General features: G+C 70.1%; 13 protein-coding genes. 6 read left to right on the top strand and 7 right to left on the bottom strand.

All coding sequences use genetic code 11. The annotated features are described in order from the left end of the window. Positions 1-20 precede the first annotated feature (20 nt). Positions 21-218 carry a hypothetical protein gene (locus ACBR40_RS10205; protein WP_371248482.1) on the top strand — a complete coding sequence of 66 codons (198 nt, stop codon included), beginning with the start codon at positions 21-23 and terminating at the stop codon, positions 216-218. Positions 219-224: 6 nt separating this feature from the next. Here the strand turns inward: ACBR40_RS10205 and ACBR40_RS10200 are convergent, their stop codons facing one another. The 4 genes from ACBR40_RS10200 to ACBR40_RS10185 all read right to left on the bottom strand — a co-directional run bounded on the left by ACBR40_RS10200 (position 225) and on the right by ACBR40_RS10185 (position 4,389). Continuing rightward, entirely contained in the window at positions 225-854 is a 630-nt protein-coding gene (locus tag ACBR40_RS10200; protein WP_371248481.1) for a hypothetical protein, read from the bottom strand. Between the two features lie 275 nt (positions 855-1,129). Next, positions 1,130-1,351 carry a hypothetical protein gene (locus ACBR40_RS10195; protein ID WP_371248480.1) on the bottom strand — a complete coding sequence of 74 codons (222 nt, stop codon included), beginning with the start codon at positions 1,349-1,351 and terminating at the stop codon, positions 1,130-1,132. 41 nt (positions 1,352-1,392) lie between these two features. After that, positions 1,393-2,328: a GNAT family N-acetyltransferase gene (locus ACBR40_RS10190; protein ID WP_371248479.1), complete on the bottom strand. Its 936-nt coding sequence runs from the start codon at positions 2,326-2,328 to the stop codon at positions 1,393-1,395. Positions 2,329-2,349: 21 nt separating this feature from the next. Further along, entirely contained in the window at positions 2,350-4,389 is a 2,040-nt protein-coding gene (locus ACBR40_RS10185) for a family 43 glycosylhydrolase (RefSeq protein ID WP_371248478.1), read from the bottom strand. Between the two features lie 367 nt (positions 4,390-4,756). On the opposite strand from ACBR40_RS10185, the gene ACBR40_RS10180 reads away from it, so the two are divergent. From ACBR40_RS10180 to ACBR40_RS10160, 5 genes are all read left to right on the top strand, one after another. Beyond that, complete coding sequence (locus ACBR40_RS10180) at positions 4,757-6,430, top strand: RICIN domain-containing protein (protein ID WP_371248477.1); 1,674 nt, start codon at positions 4,757-4,759, stop codon at positions 6,428-6,430. A 194-nt stretch (positions 6,431-6,624) separates the two neighbouring features. After that, positions 6,625-7,950 carry a PHB depolymerase family esterase gene (locus ACBR40_RS10175; protein ID WP_371248476.1) on the top strand — a complete coding sequence of 442 codons (1,326 nt, stop codon included), beginning with the start codon at positions 6,625-6,627 and terminating at the stop codon, positions 7,948-7,950. 21 nt (positions 7,951-7,971) lie between these two features. Further along, positions 7,972-9,348, top strand: coding sequence for a glycoside hydrolase family 43 protein (locus ACBR40_RS10170; RefSeq protein WP_371248475.1), 1,377 nt, complete (start codon positions 7,972-7,974; stop codon positions 9,346-9,348). A 13-nt stretch (positions 9,349-9,361) separates the two neighbouring features. After that, complete coding sequence (locus ACBR40_RS10165; RefSeq protein ID WP_371248474.1) at positions 9,362-10,933, top strand: lectin; 1,572 nt, start codon at positions 9,362-9,364, stop codon at positions 10,931-10,933. Between the two features lie 53 nt (positions 10,934-10,986). Further along, positions 10,987-11,430, top strand: coding sequence for a S26 family signal peptidase (locus ACBR40_RS10160; RefSeq protein ID WP_371248473.1), 444 nt, complete (start codon positions 10,987-10,989; stop codon positions 11,428-11,430). Here ACBR40_RS10160 and ACBR40_RS10155 read toward each other — a convergent pair. The 3 genes from ACBR40_RS10155 to ACBR40_RS10145 form a co-directional block, all read right to left on the bottom strand. Next, on the bottom strand, positions 11,349-13,253 hold the full coding sequence (locus ACBR40_RS10155) for an ABC transporter ATP-binding protein (protein WP_371248472.1): 1,905 nt from the start codon (positions 13,251-13,253) through the stop codon (positions 11,349-11,351). The two genes, ACBR40_RS10160 and ACBR40_RS10155, sit on opposite strands and share 82 nt — an antisense overlap. Next, positions 13,250-13,780, bottom strand: coding sequence for a TlpA family protein disulfide reductase (locus ACBR40_RS10150; protein ID WP_371248471.1), 531 nt, complete (start codon positions 13,778-13,780; stop codon positions 13,250-13,252). Before ACBR40_RS10150 ends, ACBR40_RS10155 begins: the two co-directional genes overlap by 4 nt. A 98-nt stretch (positions 13,781-13,878) precedes the next feature. Further along, positions 13,879-14,046 carry a hypothetical protein gene (locus ACBR40_RS10145; RefSeq protein ID WP_344206885.1) on the bottom strand — a complete coding sequence of 56 codons (168 nt, stop codon included), beginning with the start codon at positions 14,044-14,046 and terminating at the stop codon, positions 13,879-13,881. Between the last annotated feature and the right edge of the window lie 334 nt (positions 14,047-14,380).

Here is a 14,380-nt window from a genome sequence, read left to right as displayed (position 1 = left end):
GGCTGTGCTCTGCTGGTCACATGGAGCTGGGGAAAGGCCCGGTAGAGGTGGTAGCGAGCGGCTTTCTTGTTCCGTTCCCTGCGCAGCCGCTCGCCGTAGAACTGGCCGCCGTCGCGACCGTGCTCGGGCTGCTCGGCCTCTGCTGTGTCCTCGCGGTGCTGGCGGCGGCCGTGCTGGCCGCCGCCCGGATCAAGGCGGTGGCGATGCCCCGGGCCTGAGCGGCTTCAGGCGCAGACCGAGGGCAGCGCGCACACCTTGGCCGCCATACGGGTGGCGGTCTTGCGCAGCGCCTTGACGGCGCGGGCGCGGGAGTGGCCGAGGGTCTCCTGGTCGCCGGTGTAGACCATCAGCGCGCGGCCCTTGCGGGCGACGATGCCCGACAGCAGGGGCGTCCATTCCTTGTTGAGCTTGTCGTACATCATGAGGTGCATCAGCGCGGCCTCATCGCCGACCCGCGTGGGGCTCACGACCCAGCGCGTCCTGCTGTCGCGGGCCCAGCTGTACGGCGCTCCGTACGGCTTGGTCCGGCACCGGCGGGCGTCGGCGAGGAGGGTGCGCAGGGCGGTTCTGGCGGCGCCGGCGCTCCGGTGGACGAGGAGCTGCTCGCTGGAGTGCGAGGGCGCTGTGGTGTCGTGGAAAATCGTGCGTACGGCCGAGCGCTCCGCCGGTGAGACGCGTTTGCGGCGGCAGGGGTTGAGCGCCAGGGGAGCGGTCGTCTTGTCGCTGATGCGCCACGAGCTCTCGGCCCTGTCGTCCTCCGACTGCGGGGCACGGGCGGCCTTCTCGGTCAGCAGGAAGTTGTCGGGGATCTGGACGGGGCCGAGGGCCAGCGCCGCCACCAGGAGCGTGATCATGTCACGTTGGATGCGGCAAGTGCCGGAATTGTTCGGAGCTACCTGGTGAGCGCGGCGCGGAGCCCGAACCAGCCGATGGCGGCGACGAGCGCGACCTGCAGCAGGTATCCGACGACGGTGACCGCGCGATTGAACGCCGGTAGCCCCGCGAACACGTCCCTCGGCCTCGGGCAGCACCGCGGGGTCGGCTGCGTAGGCGAACGGCAGCGCCTCCGCGGTGATCGTGAGCGCGAAAAGAATCCCGCCGACGCCCGAGAGCAGGGCGCCGAGCAGGTTCAGCACGCCACTCCGGCCGCGGGCGAGCAGCACGAGGAAGATCGCCGTGGCGACCCAGGAGACCGCGTAACCGTGAGCCGGGCGGCGGTGACGGCCGCGCCGGTCGAGGCCGCCGCCAACGCGAGCACGCCCACGGGGTCGGTCGGGAAGCCGTCGTCGCCGGCCGGCCGGAGCGCGAGCAGGGCGGCCGCCGTGACGGCCGCGGCGGACCCGGCGGCCACGGGGAACGCCCGGCCCGTCAACGCCGGCAGGCCGACGGCGGTCAGGCGGTCCGTCGCATCACGTGGAACTGCCGGGTGACCTCGTAGCCCGCCTTCGTGTAGAGCCGGCCGGCCGGGGTGGCCTCGCCGGTCCACAGGAACCACGACGAATGCAGTCCTTCTGCGCGCATCCTGGTCATGGTGAGGTGGAGGAGGATCTTGCCGAGGCCGGTGCCGCGCCGGCCGGGATCGACGCCGAAGGGGCCGAAGCGCTCGGGGGTGCCGCGGTAGGCCCCGTACAGGGCGAAGCCCTCTATATGGTCTTTTTTCGCGATCACGACGCGTTCGGGGTCGCGGTGCTGCCGGATGGCCTCGCCCCAGTCGGGGTTGAAGGCGCCGGCCGCGAAACGGATCAGCTCCGGCAGCTCGCCCACGGTGGGGCTGCGGAAGACGTACCCCTCGCGCTCCCGCTCGCGCAGCAGCCCGTGCACCTCGGGCGGGGCCTGGTAGCCGACGAGGGTGCGGTCCATGGCGACCGGCGAGTAGAGCGTACGGAAGCCGAGCTCGCCCAGCAGCCGGTAGGCGCCGGGATAGAGCTCGGCGTCCACGCCCGGCAGCACGTAGTTGGGGGTGTACGACGAGAAGTCCACCGTCGTGCGGCCGAGGCCCTCCAGGAACGCCACCGCCTCGCCGACCAGCCGCCGCCCCAGGCCGCCGCCCCGGTGCTCCGGGACGACGAAGAAGAACGGGATCCAGCCGGCGTCCGGCTCCAGGCCCGTGCCGGGCGCCAGGGGGACGAGGCGGCGGACGGCGTACGCGCAGCCCACCACCTCGTCCCCGTCCACGGCCACGCGCAGGCCCTCGGGGTCGAAGTTCGCATCGAGCAGCACCCGGTCACCGAACCAGCGGGACGTCGTCGGGTCGGCGGGCATGCTGCGGTTCCAGGCGGCGACGAGGGGGACCTCGTCGCCGGACCGGAAGGGGCGGACGGCGACCATGGGGGAGAGCCTATGCCCGCGTCAGGGCGTGGTGAGATCGAAGCGGCGTACGGTCACCGCCCCGCCGAGCGACTGCGTCGCGTAGTTGAAGATCCCGAACCGGTAGCCCATGAAGAACTGCCAGGCGTTGTTCAACGTGAAGGCCGGCCCGAGGCTCGTGAACGTGCTGCCGTCGGTGCTGTAGGAGAAACGGGCCTGCCTGCCGGACCCCGGCCGGATGTCGGCGGTGGCGCGCAACCAGATCCGGCCGCCCGAGACGTTCGCGCTCGCCGCCTCCGTGCCGGTGCCGGTGGTCTGCCACGAACTGTTCATGGTCAGTCCGTTGGTCATCACGACCCGGTTGACGCCATTGTCGCGTTTGACGCCGATCCAGGCCGACTGGTCGCGCAGCATGGCCAGCCCGGCGCGGTCGCCGTTGCTCATCTGCGAGTAGTCGAGCTCGATCGTCGCCGTGGACGAGGGGCCCTGGATGCGGTGGGTCAGCGTGTTCCTGGCGTTGTAGAGGTCGTTCGTGACGGCCGCGGTCTGCAGGCGCAGGCCGTTGCCGGTGGAGAAGCGGCTGGTGTCGGGGTTGTGGTTCCACTCCCAGCGGTGCCCGAGGCTGCCCGAGGTGAAGGTGTCCGGCCCGATCATGGACGAGACGGTGCGGCTGGTCTGGATGTTCGGCTTCGGGTAGGTGGCTCCCCAGCCGCCGTTGACGGTCTGCACGGTCGGCCAGTCGCCGCTCCAGGTGATCGGCGCGAGCGCCGGCACCCGGCCGCCGGGGTAGGCGTCGACGAACGACATGTAGTACCAGTCGCCGTTCTGGGTCTGGACGAGGCCGCCCTGGTGGGGGACGCCGCCGCCGGAGATGGGGCTCGGCATGTTCAGCAGGACCTGGCGCATCTCGTACGGGCCCCACGGCGAGGTGGAGCGGAGCACGTACTGGCCGTTGGCGGGGCGGGTCAGCCAGATGTAGTAGTAGCCGTTCCGCTTGTAGAAGCGGGAGCCCTCCAGGGTGCCGACGCTGCTCGGGGTCTGGAACACCTGCTGGGCGCGGACCTGGCTGAGCCCGTCGGCCGAGAGCTGGGCGACGCTGATGGTGCCGTTGCCGTAGGCGACGTACATGGTGTCGTCGGTGTCGACCAGCAGGCCGGCGTCGTAGTAGCAGTTGTTGATCTGCGAGCGTTTGGTCCACGTGCCGTCCACGGCGGAGGCGGTGTAGACGTAGGTCCGGTTGAACTCGATGCAGCCGATCCAGTAGTAGGTGCTGTTGCTGGGCCGGTAGTTCAGGGTGGAGGCCCAGATGCCCTTCACGTACGCCCGGCCGCCGTTGAGGTCGTAGGCATTGGAGCCGAAGTCGAGCCTCGGGACCGAATGTCCCGCGTACTCCCAGTCGACCAGGTTGTAGGAGCGCAGGATCGGCGCGCCCGGCGAGTAGTGCATGGTCGAGGCCGAGTAGTAGTAGGCGTCGCCGACCCGGATGATGTCGCCGTCGGCGAAGTCCTGCCAGACGACCGGGTTGGTGTAGCTGCCGTTTCCGTTGCCGCTGCCGTTGACCGGGACGAGTTGCCATTGCTGGTTGGCGCCGCCCCAGTCGTCGTACTGGACGATGTTGCCGCCGTCGGCGGTGGAGGCGCCCTGCACTTCGAGGGCCTTGTTGCTGTGGCGGGCGATGAGCCGCACGTAGCCGTCGGGGCTGTCGGCCAGGCGCCATTGCTGGTTGGCGCCGTTGGTGTCGGTCCATTGGACGATGGCGGCGCCGTTGGCGGTGGACTGGTTGGAGACGTCGAGGACCTTGCCGGAGTGGCGGGACTTGACGCGGTAGTAGCCGCCGCCGGAGTCCACGAACTGCCACTGCTGCTGGTTCTGGTTGTTGCGGGTCCACTGGGTGATGCGGCCGCCGTCGGCGGTGGACAGGTTGTAGACGTCCAGGGCCTTGCCGCTGTTGCGGTTGACCAGGACGTACCAGGCGTTGGTGTCGACGGTGGCCGCGTTGGCCGGCTGGGTCTGCAGGGCGACGAGCAGGCCGGCCAGTAGGGCGGTCACCGTCGCCAGGATGGACAGAGGTCTGTGCTTCATCGGGCGCTCCGCTGTTAGCGCTAACACGAACGGGGCTTCGTCGCGGAGTACATCCGACGGGCGGCCCGGCGTCAACGAGCGGGTCGCCCGCCGAGCGGGGGTTTCGCCGTCATCCGGCCTTCCCTCCTGGAGTTTCGCCTCCGGGGAGGGCGGAGCGGCAGCGCTCGTACGCATGAAAGTTTCATGGAATTCGCTGGGCGGCACTCCTTAAGTTGCGAAAACCGAGCCATTAAGTTTCCGGCCTCACATGGTTGACGGGCCGGAGTCAGGGCTTTACGTTCCTCCGGAAAAGCCACCAGGAGGAACCATGACAGAGCCCGCGCCCGGAGATCGCCGATCGCTGAGCCGGAGAGCCGTCCTGACGACGATGGGAGCACTGCCGGTCCTCGCGGCCACGACACGGCCCGCGACCGCCGCCGCGGCGGTGGTCATCGACCCGTCGGCGCGCAGGCAGACGATCCGGGGCTTCGGCGGCATGGCCCACGCGGCCTGGATCGGCGACCTGACGGCCGCCCAGAGGGAGACGGCGTTCGGCGCCGGCGAGGGGCAGCTGGGGTTCTCGGTGCTGAGGATCCCCGTTCCCGAGAACCAGGCGGACTGGAGCCGTGACCTGGCGACGGCGCGGCGCGCGGCCGAGCTCGGCGTGACCGTGATCGCCTCGCCGTGGAACCCGCCCGCCGGCATGGTCGAGACCTTCGTCCGCGGCAGCCAGACCAACGCCAGGCGCCTCAAGTACGGCTCGTACGCCGCCTACGCCCAGCACCTCAACGACTTCACCACGTACATGCGGAACAACGGGGTGAACTTATACGGCATATCCGTGCAGAACGAGCCCGACTATGCGCAGGAATGGACGTGGTGGACCCCTGCCGAGATGGTGCGCTTCCTGCGGGAGAACGCCGGCTCGATCAGCACCAGGGTCATCGCGCCCGAGTCCTTCCAGTACCTGAAGAACATGTCGGACCCGATACTCAACGACCCCACGGCGCTCGCCAACGTGGACATCATCGGGGCCCACCTCTACGGCACGTCGTACGCGAACTTCCCCTACCCCCTCTTCCAGCAGAAGGGCGCGGGCAAGGAACTCTGGATGACCGAGGTCTACTACCCCAACAGCAGCGACTCGGCGGACCTCTGGCCCCAGGCGCTGGACGTGGGGGAGCACATCCACCACGCCATGGTGGACGCCGAGTTCCAGGCGTACATCTGGTGGTACATCCGGCGCAGCTACGGCCCGATGCGGGAGGACGGGCAGCTCAGCAAGCGCGGTGCCAACATGGCGCAGTTCGCCAGGTTCGTCCGCCCGGGGTACGTGCGGATCGCGGCGACGGCGAACCCGGTGTCGAACGTCTACGTCTCGGCGTACCGGGGCGGTGACGGCACGGTCGCCATCGTCGCCATCAACAAGACGACCTCCGCGGTGAGCCAGCAGTTCACCCTGGCCGGCGGCACCGCCTCCAGCGTGTCGTCCTGGGTGACCGACGCGAGCAGGAACGTCGCGCCCCAGGGCGCGGCCGGCGTGTCGAACGGCTCCTTCACCGCCACGCTGCCCGCCCGCAGCGTGACGACCTTCGTGACCGGGGTGACCCAGGCCCCCGGCGGCGTGGTGGACACCACCGCCTGGTACGTCCTGGTGAACCGCAACAGCGGCAAAGCGCTGGACGTCTACAACCTGTCCACCGCCGACGGCGGCCGCATCACGCAATGGACCCGCAACAACCAGAACCAGCAGCAGTGGCAGTTCGTGGACTCCGGCGGCGGCTACTACCGGCTCAAGTCCCGCCACTCCGGCAAGGTCCTCGACGTCTCCAACCAGTCCACCGCCAACGGCGCCGCCATCGTCCAATGGACCGACACCAACGGCGCCAACCAGCAGTGGCGCCTGGCCGACAGCCCCGACGGCTACGTGAGACTCATCGCCCGCCACAGCAACAAGGCCCTCGAAGTGCAGGGCGCCTCCACCGCCGACGGCGGCAACATCGTCCAGTACGACGACTGGGGCGGCACCAACCAGCAATGGCAGCTCGCGCGCGTGGGCTGACCGAACGCCGAAAGTTTCACAGCAAGCCCGAGTCCCGCAGGACCGGAAAATCCGAGGTGAGCGCATTCACCCGCTGCCGTCTCCATTCGGCCGCAAGCTAAGGCGCTCTTGACAGTACCTTTCTGCCCCGTATTTGCTCCGTCCTGCCACCACCTCCAGCACATTGTTAGCGCTAACACAGGAAAGGCGAACCGATGAAGCGTACGAGAAGACGCGCGGGCATCGGAACCGTCCTGGCGGTCCTGATCACGGCGGCGGTCACCGCGCTGTCCGCGTTCCTCACGGCCACGCCGCAGGCGTCGGCCGCGGTCCTGACCGAGGTGACGGGCTTCGGGACCAACCCCGGCGGCCTGCGGATGTACCTCTACGTCCCCGACAGGGTGGCATCCCGGCCGGGCGTCCTGGTCGCGATGCACGGCTGCAACGGCTGGGCGCCGGGCTTCCACCAGGGGACCGAGTTCGCCTCGCTGGCCGACAGGTACGGCTTCGTCGTCATCTACCCGCAGGCCAACAAGAGCGCCAACGGCATGTCGAACTGTTTCGACGTCTGGTCGAACGAGGCCCTGCGCCACGGCGGCGGCAGTGACCCGGTGTCGATCGTCTCCATGGTGAACCACGTGCTGCAGCGCTACAACGGCGACCCGCAGCGGGTGTTCGCCACCGGGTTCTCCTCCGGCGCGATGGAGACGCTCAACCTGCTGGCCACGTACCCGGACGTGTTCAAGGCCGGCGCGCCGTACGCGGGAGTGCCCTACGGCTGCCTCGGGCCCGCCGGGTGCGGCGACAAGACGCCGCAGCAGTGGGGCGACCTGGTCAGGAACGCCTACCCCGGCTACACCGGGCCCCGGCCCCGCGTGCAGGCCTGGCACGGCACCGCCGACTCCGTGCTGCAGTACACGATGCTGCAGGAGGAGGTCGACCAGTGGACGAACGTGCACGGGCTGAGCCAGACCCCGGCCTCCACCGACAGCCCGCAGTCCGGCTGGACCCGGCGGGTGTTCGGCTCGGGCCAGGTCGAGGCGTACACCATCTCGGGAGCCGGCCACGACCTGCCGCGAGCGGGGATGGCCGCGTACGCCATCCGCTTCTTCGGCCTGGACGCCGGCGGCTCCCCGACGACGACGCCCACGTCCGGTGACGCGACCGGGCCGCTCAGGGGAGTCGGCTCCGGGCGCTGCCTGGACGTGCCCGGCGCCGCCACCACCGACGGCACGCAGGTGCAGCTGTGGGACTGCAACGGGCGGAGCAATCAGCAGTGGGCCGCCACCTCGGCCGGCGAGCTCAGGGTCTACGGCAACAAATGCCTCGACGCGGCCGGCAGCGGCAACGGCGCGGCCGTCCAGATCTACTCCTGCCACGGCGGGGCCAACCAGTCGTGGCGCCTGAACTCCGACGGCACCATCACCGGCGCGCAGTCCGGGCTGTGCCTCGACGCCGTGGGCCAGGGCACCGCCAACGGCACCCGGATCCAGCTCTACACCTGCCACGGCGGCGCCAACCAGCGCTGGACCCGCACCTGACCCCCCTAACAGAAGGTGATCATGAATCTTCGGTTCGGCGCTCTCTCCGGGCGCGCTGCGCTCGTGATCGCGGCGCTGCTCTGCCTCGTGGCGGTGATCCCCGGCACGGCCAGGGCGGACAACCCGATCGTCCAGACGATCTACACGGCCGACCCCGCTCCGCTGGTGCACAACGGCCGGGTCTACCTCTACACGGGACACGACGAGGACGGCTCGACGTACTTCACCATGAAGGAGTGGCGGGTCTGGTCGTCCGCCGACCTGGTGAACTGGACCGACCACGGCTCGCCGATGAACGTGGCGACCTTCAGCTGGGCGAGCGCGGACGCGTGGGCGGGCCAGGCCGTCCAGCGGAACGGCAAGTTCTACTGGTACGTCCCGGTCAAGGACCGGGCGAGCGGTCAGATGGCCATCGGCGTGGGGGTCTCCGACAGCCCCACCGGACCCTTCAGGGACGCCATCGGCCGCCCCCTCGTCAGGAACGGTGAGATCGACCCCACGGTCTTCATCGACGACAACGGGCAGGCGTACCTGTACTGGGGCAACCCCAACCTCTGGTACGTCCGGCTCAACGCCGACATGATCTCGTACTCCGGCAGCCCCACCCAGATCCCGCTCACCACGGCCGGCTTCGGCACCCGCACCGGCAACGCCAGCCGGCCCACGCTGTACGAGGAGGGCCCCTGGGTCTACAAGCGCAACGGCCTCTACTACAACGTCTTCGCCGCGAAATGCTGCTCGGAGTTCATCGGCTATTCGACGGCCCCCGGCCCCACCGGCCCCTGGACCTACCGCGGGACGGTCATGCCCACGCAGGGCAGCAGCTTCACCAACCACGCCGGCGTCATCGACTTCAACGGCGGTTCCTACTTCTTCTACCACAACGGCGCACTGCCGGGCGGTGGCGGCTTCACCCGTTCGGTCGCCGTCGAGAAGTTCACCTACAACGCCGACGGGACCATCCCGACGATCAACATGACCACGACCGGAGCGCCCCAGGTCGGCACGCTGAACCCCTACGTCCGCCAGGAGGCCGAGACGATCGCCTGGGAGTCCGGCGTGGAGACCGAGCCCGCCAGCGAAGGCGGCATGAACGTCGGGTGGATCGAGAACGGCGACTACGTCAAGGTCAAGGGTGTCGCTTTCGGCTCCGGCGCGAGGTCCTTCAGCGCGCGGGTCGCCTCGGCGGCCGGCGGCGGCCGCATCGAGCTACGCCTGGACGGGCCCAACGGCACCCTCGTGGGGACGTGCACCGTGGCGGGCACCGGCGGCTGGCAGACGTGGACGACGGTCACCTGCCCGGTGAACGGCGCGACGGGCACCCACGACCTGTACTTCAGGTACGCCGGCGGCAGCGGCTACCTGTTCAACGTGAACTGGTGGCAGTTCACCTCCTGAAGGGAGGAATCGGATGCGTAAATTCATGAGCTGGCTCCTGACGGTGTCACTGGCCGCCGCCTCGCTGGTCGCGGTCGGCGGCGCCACGTCGCCCGCCCTCGCGCTGGACAACGGGCTCGCCCGCACCCCGCAGATGGGCTGGAACGACTGGAACTCCTTCTTCTGCAACGTCAACGAGAGCCTCATCCGGCAGACCGCGGACATCATGGTCTCCAGCGGCATGGCCGCGGCCGGCTACCAGTACGTCAACATCGACGACTGCTGGTCCACGAAGAGCCGCGACGCCGGCGGCAACCTGGTGCCCGACCCGCAGAAGTTCCCCAGCGGCATGAAGGCCCTCGCGGACTACGTCCACGGCAAGGGGCTCAAGCTCGGCATCTACTCCTCGGCGGGCACGACCACGTGCGCGGGCTACCCGGCCAGCCTCGGCTACGAGCAGCGCGACGCCGCGCTGTGGGCGTCCTGGGGGATCGACTACCTGAAGTACGACAACTGCGGCGACCACCAGGGCAGGACCGGATTACAGCGCTACACCGCCATGCGCGACGCGCTGGCCGCCACCGGACGCCCGATCCTCTACAGCCTGTGCAACTGGGGCCAGGAGAACGTGTGGACCTGGGGGATGCCGGTGGGCAACTCCTGGCGCACGACGGGTGACATCGCCGCGAACTGGAACTCCGTCATGGGGATCCTGGACCAGCAGGTCGGGCTCGAAGCGTACTCGGGGCCCGGAGGCTGGAACGACCCCGACATGCTGGAGGTCGGCGTCGGCTCGCTCACGGCGACCGAAGGACGGGCGCACTTCAGCCTGTGGTCCCTGCTGAACGCGCCGCTCATCGCGGGCAACGACCTCCGGTCGATGAGCGCCGAGACCCGTACCATCCTGACGAACACCGAGGTCATCGCGGTCAACCAGGACTGGGGCGGCAGGCAGGGCCACAAGATCAGCGACAACGGCAACCTGGAGGTCTGGCGCAAGCCGATGTCGAACGGCTCGGTCGCGGTCGTCCTGCTCAACCGGGGCACCTCCACCTCGACCGTCTCCACCACCGCCTCGGCCCTCGGCCTGGGCTCGGCGTCCTCCTACTCGGTACGCGACCTGTGGGCGCACACGACGTCCTCCTCCACCGGGACCATCAGCGCGTCGGTGCCCGGGCACGGGGCGGCCATGTACACCGTCACCGGCGGCGGCATCGTCCCCGCGGTCGCGTTCAGAGGGGCCGGCTCGGGCCGGTGCCTGGACGTCGCGGGCGCCTCGCCGACCAACGGCGCGCAGGCGCAGATCTGGGACTGCAACGGCCAGCCCAACCAGCAGTGGACGCCGACCGCGAGCGGCGAGCTGCGGGTGTACGGCAACAAGTGCCTGGACGCCTACGACCAGGGCACCGCCAACGGCACCCAGGTGATCATCTGGGACTGCAACGGCCAGACCAACCAGCAATGGCGGCTCAACGCCGACGGCACCATCACCGGCGTGCAGTCGGGCCGGTGCCTCGACGTGCCGAACAACGCCACCGCCAACGGCACCAAACTGGTGCTCTGGTCCTGCAACGGCGGCGCCAACCAGCGGTGGAGCCGCGTCTGACGCGTGGCCTGGGACATGACGGCTAGGGTGGCCCCGTGCGGTACCTATTGATCTTGCTTGGGGTTCTCGCCGGGGCCCTCGCCGTCGCCCGCCGTCGCTTCGTGGTCGTCCAGGTGACCGGGCCGAGCATGGAGCCCGCGTACCGCTCCGGCGACCGGGTGCTCGTCCGCCGCGTGGCCGGCTCGCAACTCGGGCGGGGCCAGGTGGTGGTCTTCGAGGCGGCGGCGGGCGGGCGGTGGCGCACCGGCCCGCTGTCCGCCCCGAAGGACGCGAAGTGGCTCATCAAGCGGGTGGCCGCGCTGCCCGGCGATCCTGTGCCGCCCGCGGTCAACGCCCCGGAGGGGGCGCTGGTCCCGGCGGGCCGGCTGGTCGTGATCGGCGACGGTCCGCTGAGCGCCGACTCGCGGCACTGGGGTTATGTACCGGCGGACCGGGTGCTGGGCGTGGTCGTGCGCAGGCTCTCCCCGGCACCTGGCCCGGCGGCGGCGGGCTCGTAGCCGCTGGCCTGCAGACTGAACAGCCGCGCGTACTCGCCGCCCAGCGCCATGAGCTCGCCGTGGGAGCCGCGTTCGCGGATCTTCCCCTCGCTCAGCACGACGATGAGGTCCGCGTCCCGCAGGGCTCCGAGCCGGTGCGAGATCAGCACGCTGGTACGTCCCGCCCGATGCCGGCGCAGCCCCAGGTGGACGGCGTGCTCGGCCTCCGCGTCCAGGCCGGAGCTCGGCTCGTCGAGGATGAGCAGGTCCCGGCGATGACGCATCAGCGCACGGGCCAGCGCCAGCCGCTGCCACTGCCCGCCCGACAACGTCACCCCCGCCTGCCGCTCGTCCCCCTCACCGAAGAAGATCCGGCTGAGCAACGTGTCATAGCCCTTGGGCAGCGTGTCGAGCGCGTCATGTATCCCGGCCCGCCGGGCCGCGGCCCTGATCGCCTCCGGGTCGGCACCCGCGGCCAGGTCACCGAGCATGATGTTCTCGGCGGCGGTGAGGTCGTACGCCATGTAGTCCTGGAAGACCACGCCGAGCCGGGCGCGCAGGTCGTCCGGGTGCACCTCACGCAGGTCCACGCCGTCCCAGAGGACGGCGCCGCGGACCGGGTCGTACAGCCGGCACAGCAGTTTGACCAGGGTGCTCTTGCCCGCCCCGTTCAGCCCGACCAGGGCGACGGCTTTGCCGTACGGGATGAAGAGGTTCACCCCGCGCAGCACCCAGGGGTGCTCGTCGTCGTAGCGGAACCACACGTCGCGCAGCTCGATGCCCTCGCGCAGCGCGGGCAGCGCGGCGGGCTCCGCGGCCACCGGAAGGCCGGGCCCGGCCTGGACGACGCCGACGTAGTGCCCGAACATCAGCAGGGCGTTGTGCGCGCCGGCCCACTGGCTGACGATCGAGGTCAGGGCCGTCTGCACCCCGGCGACGGCGGCGACGAACACGGAGACGTCCCCCACGCTCAGGCTGCCCGACGCGGCGGCCAGCACGGCCCAGAACAGGCCGCCGGCCGCGACGGCGGCGCCCAGCAGGGACATCAGCCCCTGGCTGCGCAGCGTCCGCCGGTCCAGATCCCGCTCGGCCTCGTTCACGGTCCCGAGCTCCTTGAGCATCCGGGCGCGCAGGAAGTCGCCGAGGCCGAACAGCCGCACCTCCTTGGCCGCGTCGGGGCTGGTGAGGAGGGCGCCGTAGAAGAGCTGGCGGCGCGTGTTGGAGCTGATGCCCCACATCGTGCGGGCCCTGCGGCGGCTCAAGGCGAGCTGTACCCGGGCCGACGGCAGCGCGGCCGCGATGACGATGACGACCATGACCGGGCTGAGCACGGTCAGCGTGACCATGAACCCGAGCAGCGTCAGGACGCCCTGGAAGATCGCCAGGGATGAGCCGACGATCTGCTGCGGTGCGTTCTGGCCGGCCTCATGGGCCAGCCGCAGCTCGTCGTGGAAGGAGGGGTTCTCGAACCGGCTGAGCCCGGGGTCGGCGTTGACGGCCCGGAACAGCCGATCGTAGATCAGCCGCTGCAACCCCCGGTGCAACTGCCCGTTGAGGTACTCGGCGACGTGCGGCAGGACGACCAGGGCCAGGCCCGCCACCCCGAGGGCGGCCGCGAGGAGGAGGATGCCCCCGCCGCCGCCACTACCACCGTCGCCGCTGCCGCTGCCACTCGCCAGGCTGTCGAGCACGAGCTTGGTCAGCCACGCGGTCGCCACCGGTGCCGCACCCATGAGCAGCACCACTGCCAGCGAACCCAGCACGGCGGCCGGCTGCGCCCGCCAGGCCAGCTCGGCCGCCACCCGTCCGCGACGGAGCAGGGAGCCCGCCCCGGCGTCCCTCACGTGAGGGCCGCCAGCGGCAGCTCGTCAGGGGTGAGCGCGGCCGCGGAGATCACCGCTCGGCCGTCGACGAGGTAGAAGGCCGGGAAGAACGACACCTGGAACGCCCTGCCCAGCGGCCCGTCCGGCGGCTCGACGACCACGGTCGCCACCGGGGCGAGGGCGGCCGCGAACGCGCCGGCGTCCTGTTTCTCGTCCACGACCACCGCGAGGGCGCGCCCGGGGCCGAGGGACTGCGCCCGGCTGGTGAACTCGGGCAGTCGCTCGTGACAGGCCGAGCAGGTGGTGGAGAACATCGCCACGAGGGTCGGCCCGGTGAAGAAGTCCCGCGACACCGTCGTGCCGTCGGCCGCGGCAGTGGTGAACTCGGGCAGCGCGGTGCCGGCCGGCACGAGGGGCGGTCTCGCCGGCCGGCCGGCGGCGAGCTGGGCCGCATGCTCGCGGAGACGGCGGATGACCGCCAGGGTCAGCAGCAGGTTCACGGCGCACAGGGCCCCGACGAGGACTACGGCGACAACGAGGTACGACATCGAATTCCCTTCACAGGCCGGCCCGCCCGGAGAACGGCGCCGACCGGCACGCAGCCGGCGCCGTGCACCGCATGACGATCACTCGGTGCGGATCTCGATCAGCGCCAGGGGGTGCAGGCCGTGTAACCGGCGGCGATGCAGCACGTCCTGCGCATGGTGTAGCCGACGAACTTGATCTCGTCCCAGCAGGTGTCGGCGGCGGCGGAGGTCGTGGGGAGCAGCTTGTCGAGCAGCCGGTCGCCCAGCTTGCCAAGAGAACGGATCATGAACTCTCCTCTGTCGAGCACCTCGTCCGTACGCTGTCACCGCGTTGCGGAAGTCGGTGATCATTGCTTGTGGCGCCTGCAACCTATGCCGGACCAAGATCAGAACTTAACGATGAAGATCGCCGCAAGGCGCAACCTTGTTTCGATGACTCTTGCCGTTGACATGATCATCCGGCTTGTGTAAAGGCGCGGGGCCGTGCGGGCGCGGCAGCGTCAGGATCGACCTGACGGCAACCCCCCTTCTCCGAAAATCGGAGAAAGTCAATTACGGTGTTGACACACTTGAGTGAAGATCCGTAGCGTGTTGCGCAAAGGTCGGCAAAAGGGGCGCAAT

The organism is Nonomuraea sp. AD125B (genome assembly GCF_041402765.1).
Classification (GTDB): domain Bacteria; phylum Actinomycetota; class Actinomycetes; order Streptosporangiales; family Streptosporangiaceae; genus Nonomuraea; species Nonomuraea bangladeshensis.
This window is presented reverse-complemented; position numbering and strand designations above follow the sequence as displayed.

Bases quoted from the DNA above. Each gene is read 5' to 3' on its own strand.
- ACBR40_RS10165 (WP_371248474.1), top strand. From the start codon at position 9,362: ATGCGTAAATTCATGAGCTGGCTCCTGACGGTGTCACTGGCCGCCGCC.
- ACBR40_RS10170 (WP_371248475.1), top strand. From the start codon at position 7,972: ATGAATCTTCGGTTCGGCGCTCTCTCCGGGCGCGCTGCGCTCGTGATC.
- ACBR40_RS10185 (WP_371248478.1), bottom strand. From the start codon at position 4,389: ATGAAGCACAGACCTCTGTCCATCCTGGCGACGGTGACCGCCCTACTG.
- ACBR40_RS10145 (WP_344206885.1), bottom strand. From the start codon at position 14,046: ATGATCCGTTCTCTTGGCAAGCTGGGCGACCGGCTGCTCGACAAGCTG.
- ACBR40_RS10180 (WP_371248477.1), top strand. From the start codon at position 4,757: ATGGGAGCACTGCCGGTCCTCGCGGCCACGACACGGCCCGCGACCGCC.
- ACBR40_RS10205 (WP_371248482.1), top strand. From the start codon at position 21: ATGGAGCTGGGGAAAGGCCCGGTAGAGGTGGTAGCGAGCGGCTTTCTT.
- ACBR40_RS10190 (WP_371248479.1), bottom strand. From the start codon at position 2,328: ATGGTCGCCGTCCGCCCCTTCCGGTCCGGCGACGAGGTCCCCCTCGTC.
- ACBR40_RS10175 (WP_371248476.1), top strand. From the start codon at position 6,625: ATGAAGCGTACGAGAAGACGCGCGGGCATCGGAACCGTCCTGGCGGTC.
- ACBR40_RS10200 (WP_371248481.1), bottom strand. From the start codon at position 854: ATGATCACGCTCCTGGTGGCGGCGCTGGCCCTCGGCCCCGTCCAGATC.
- ACBR40_RS10150 (WP_371248471.1), bottom strand. From the start codon at position 13,780: ATGTCGTACCTCGTTGTCGCCGTAGTCCTCGTCGGGGCCCTGTGCGCC.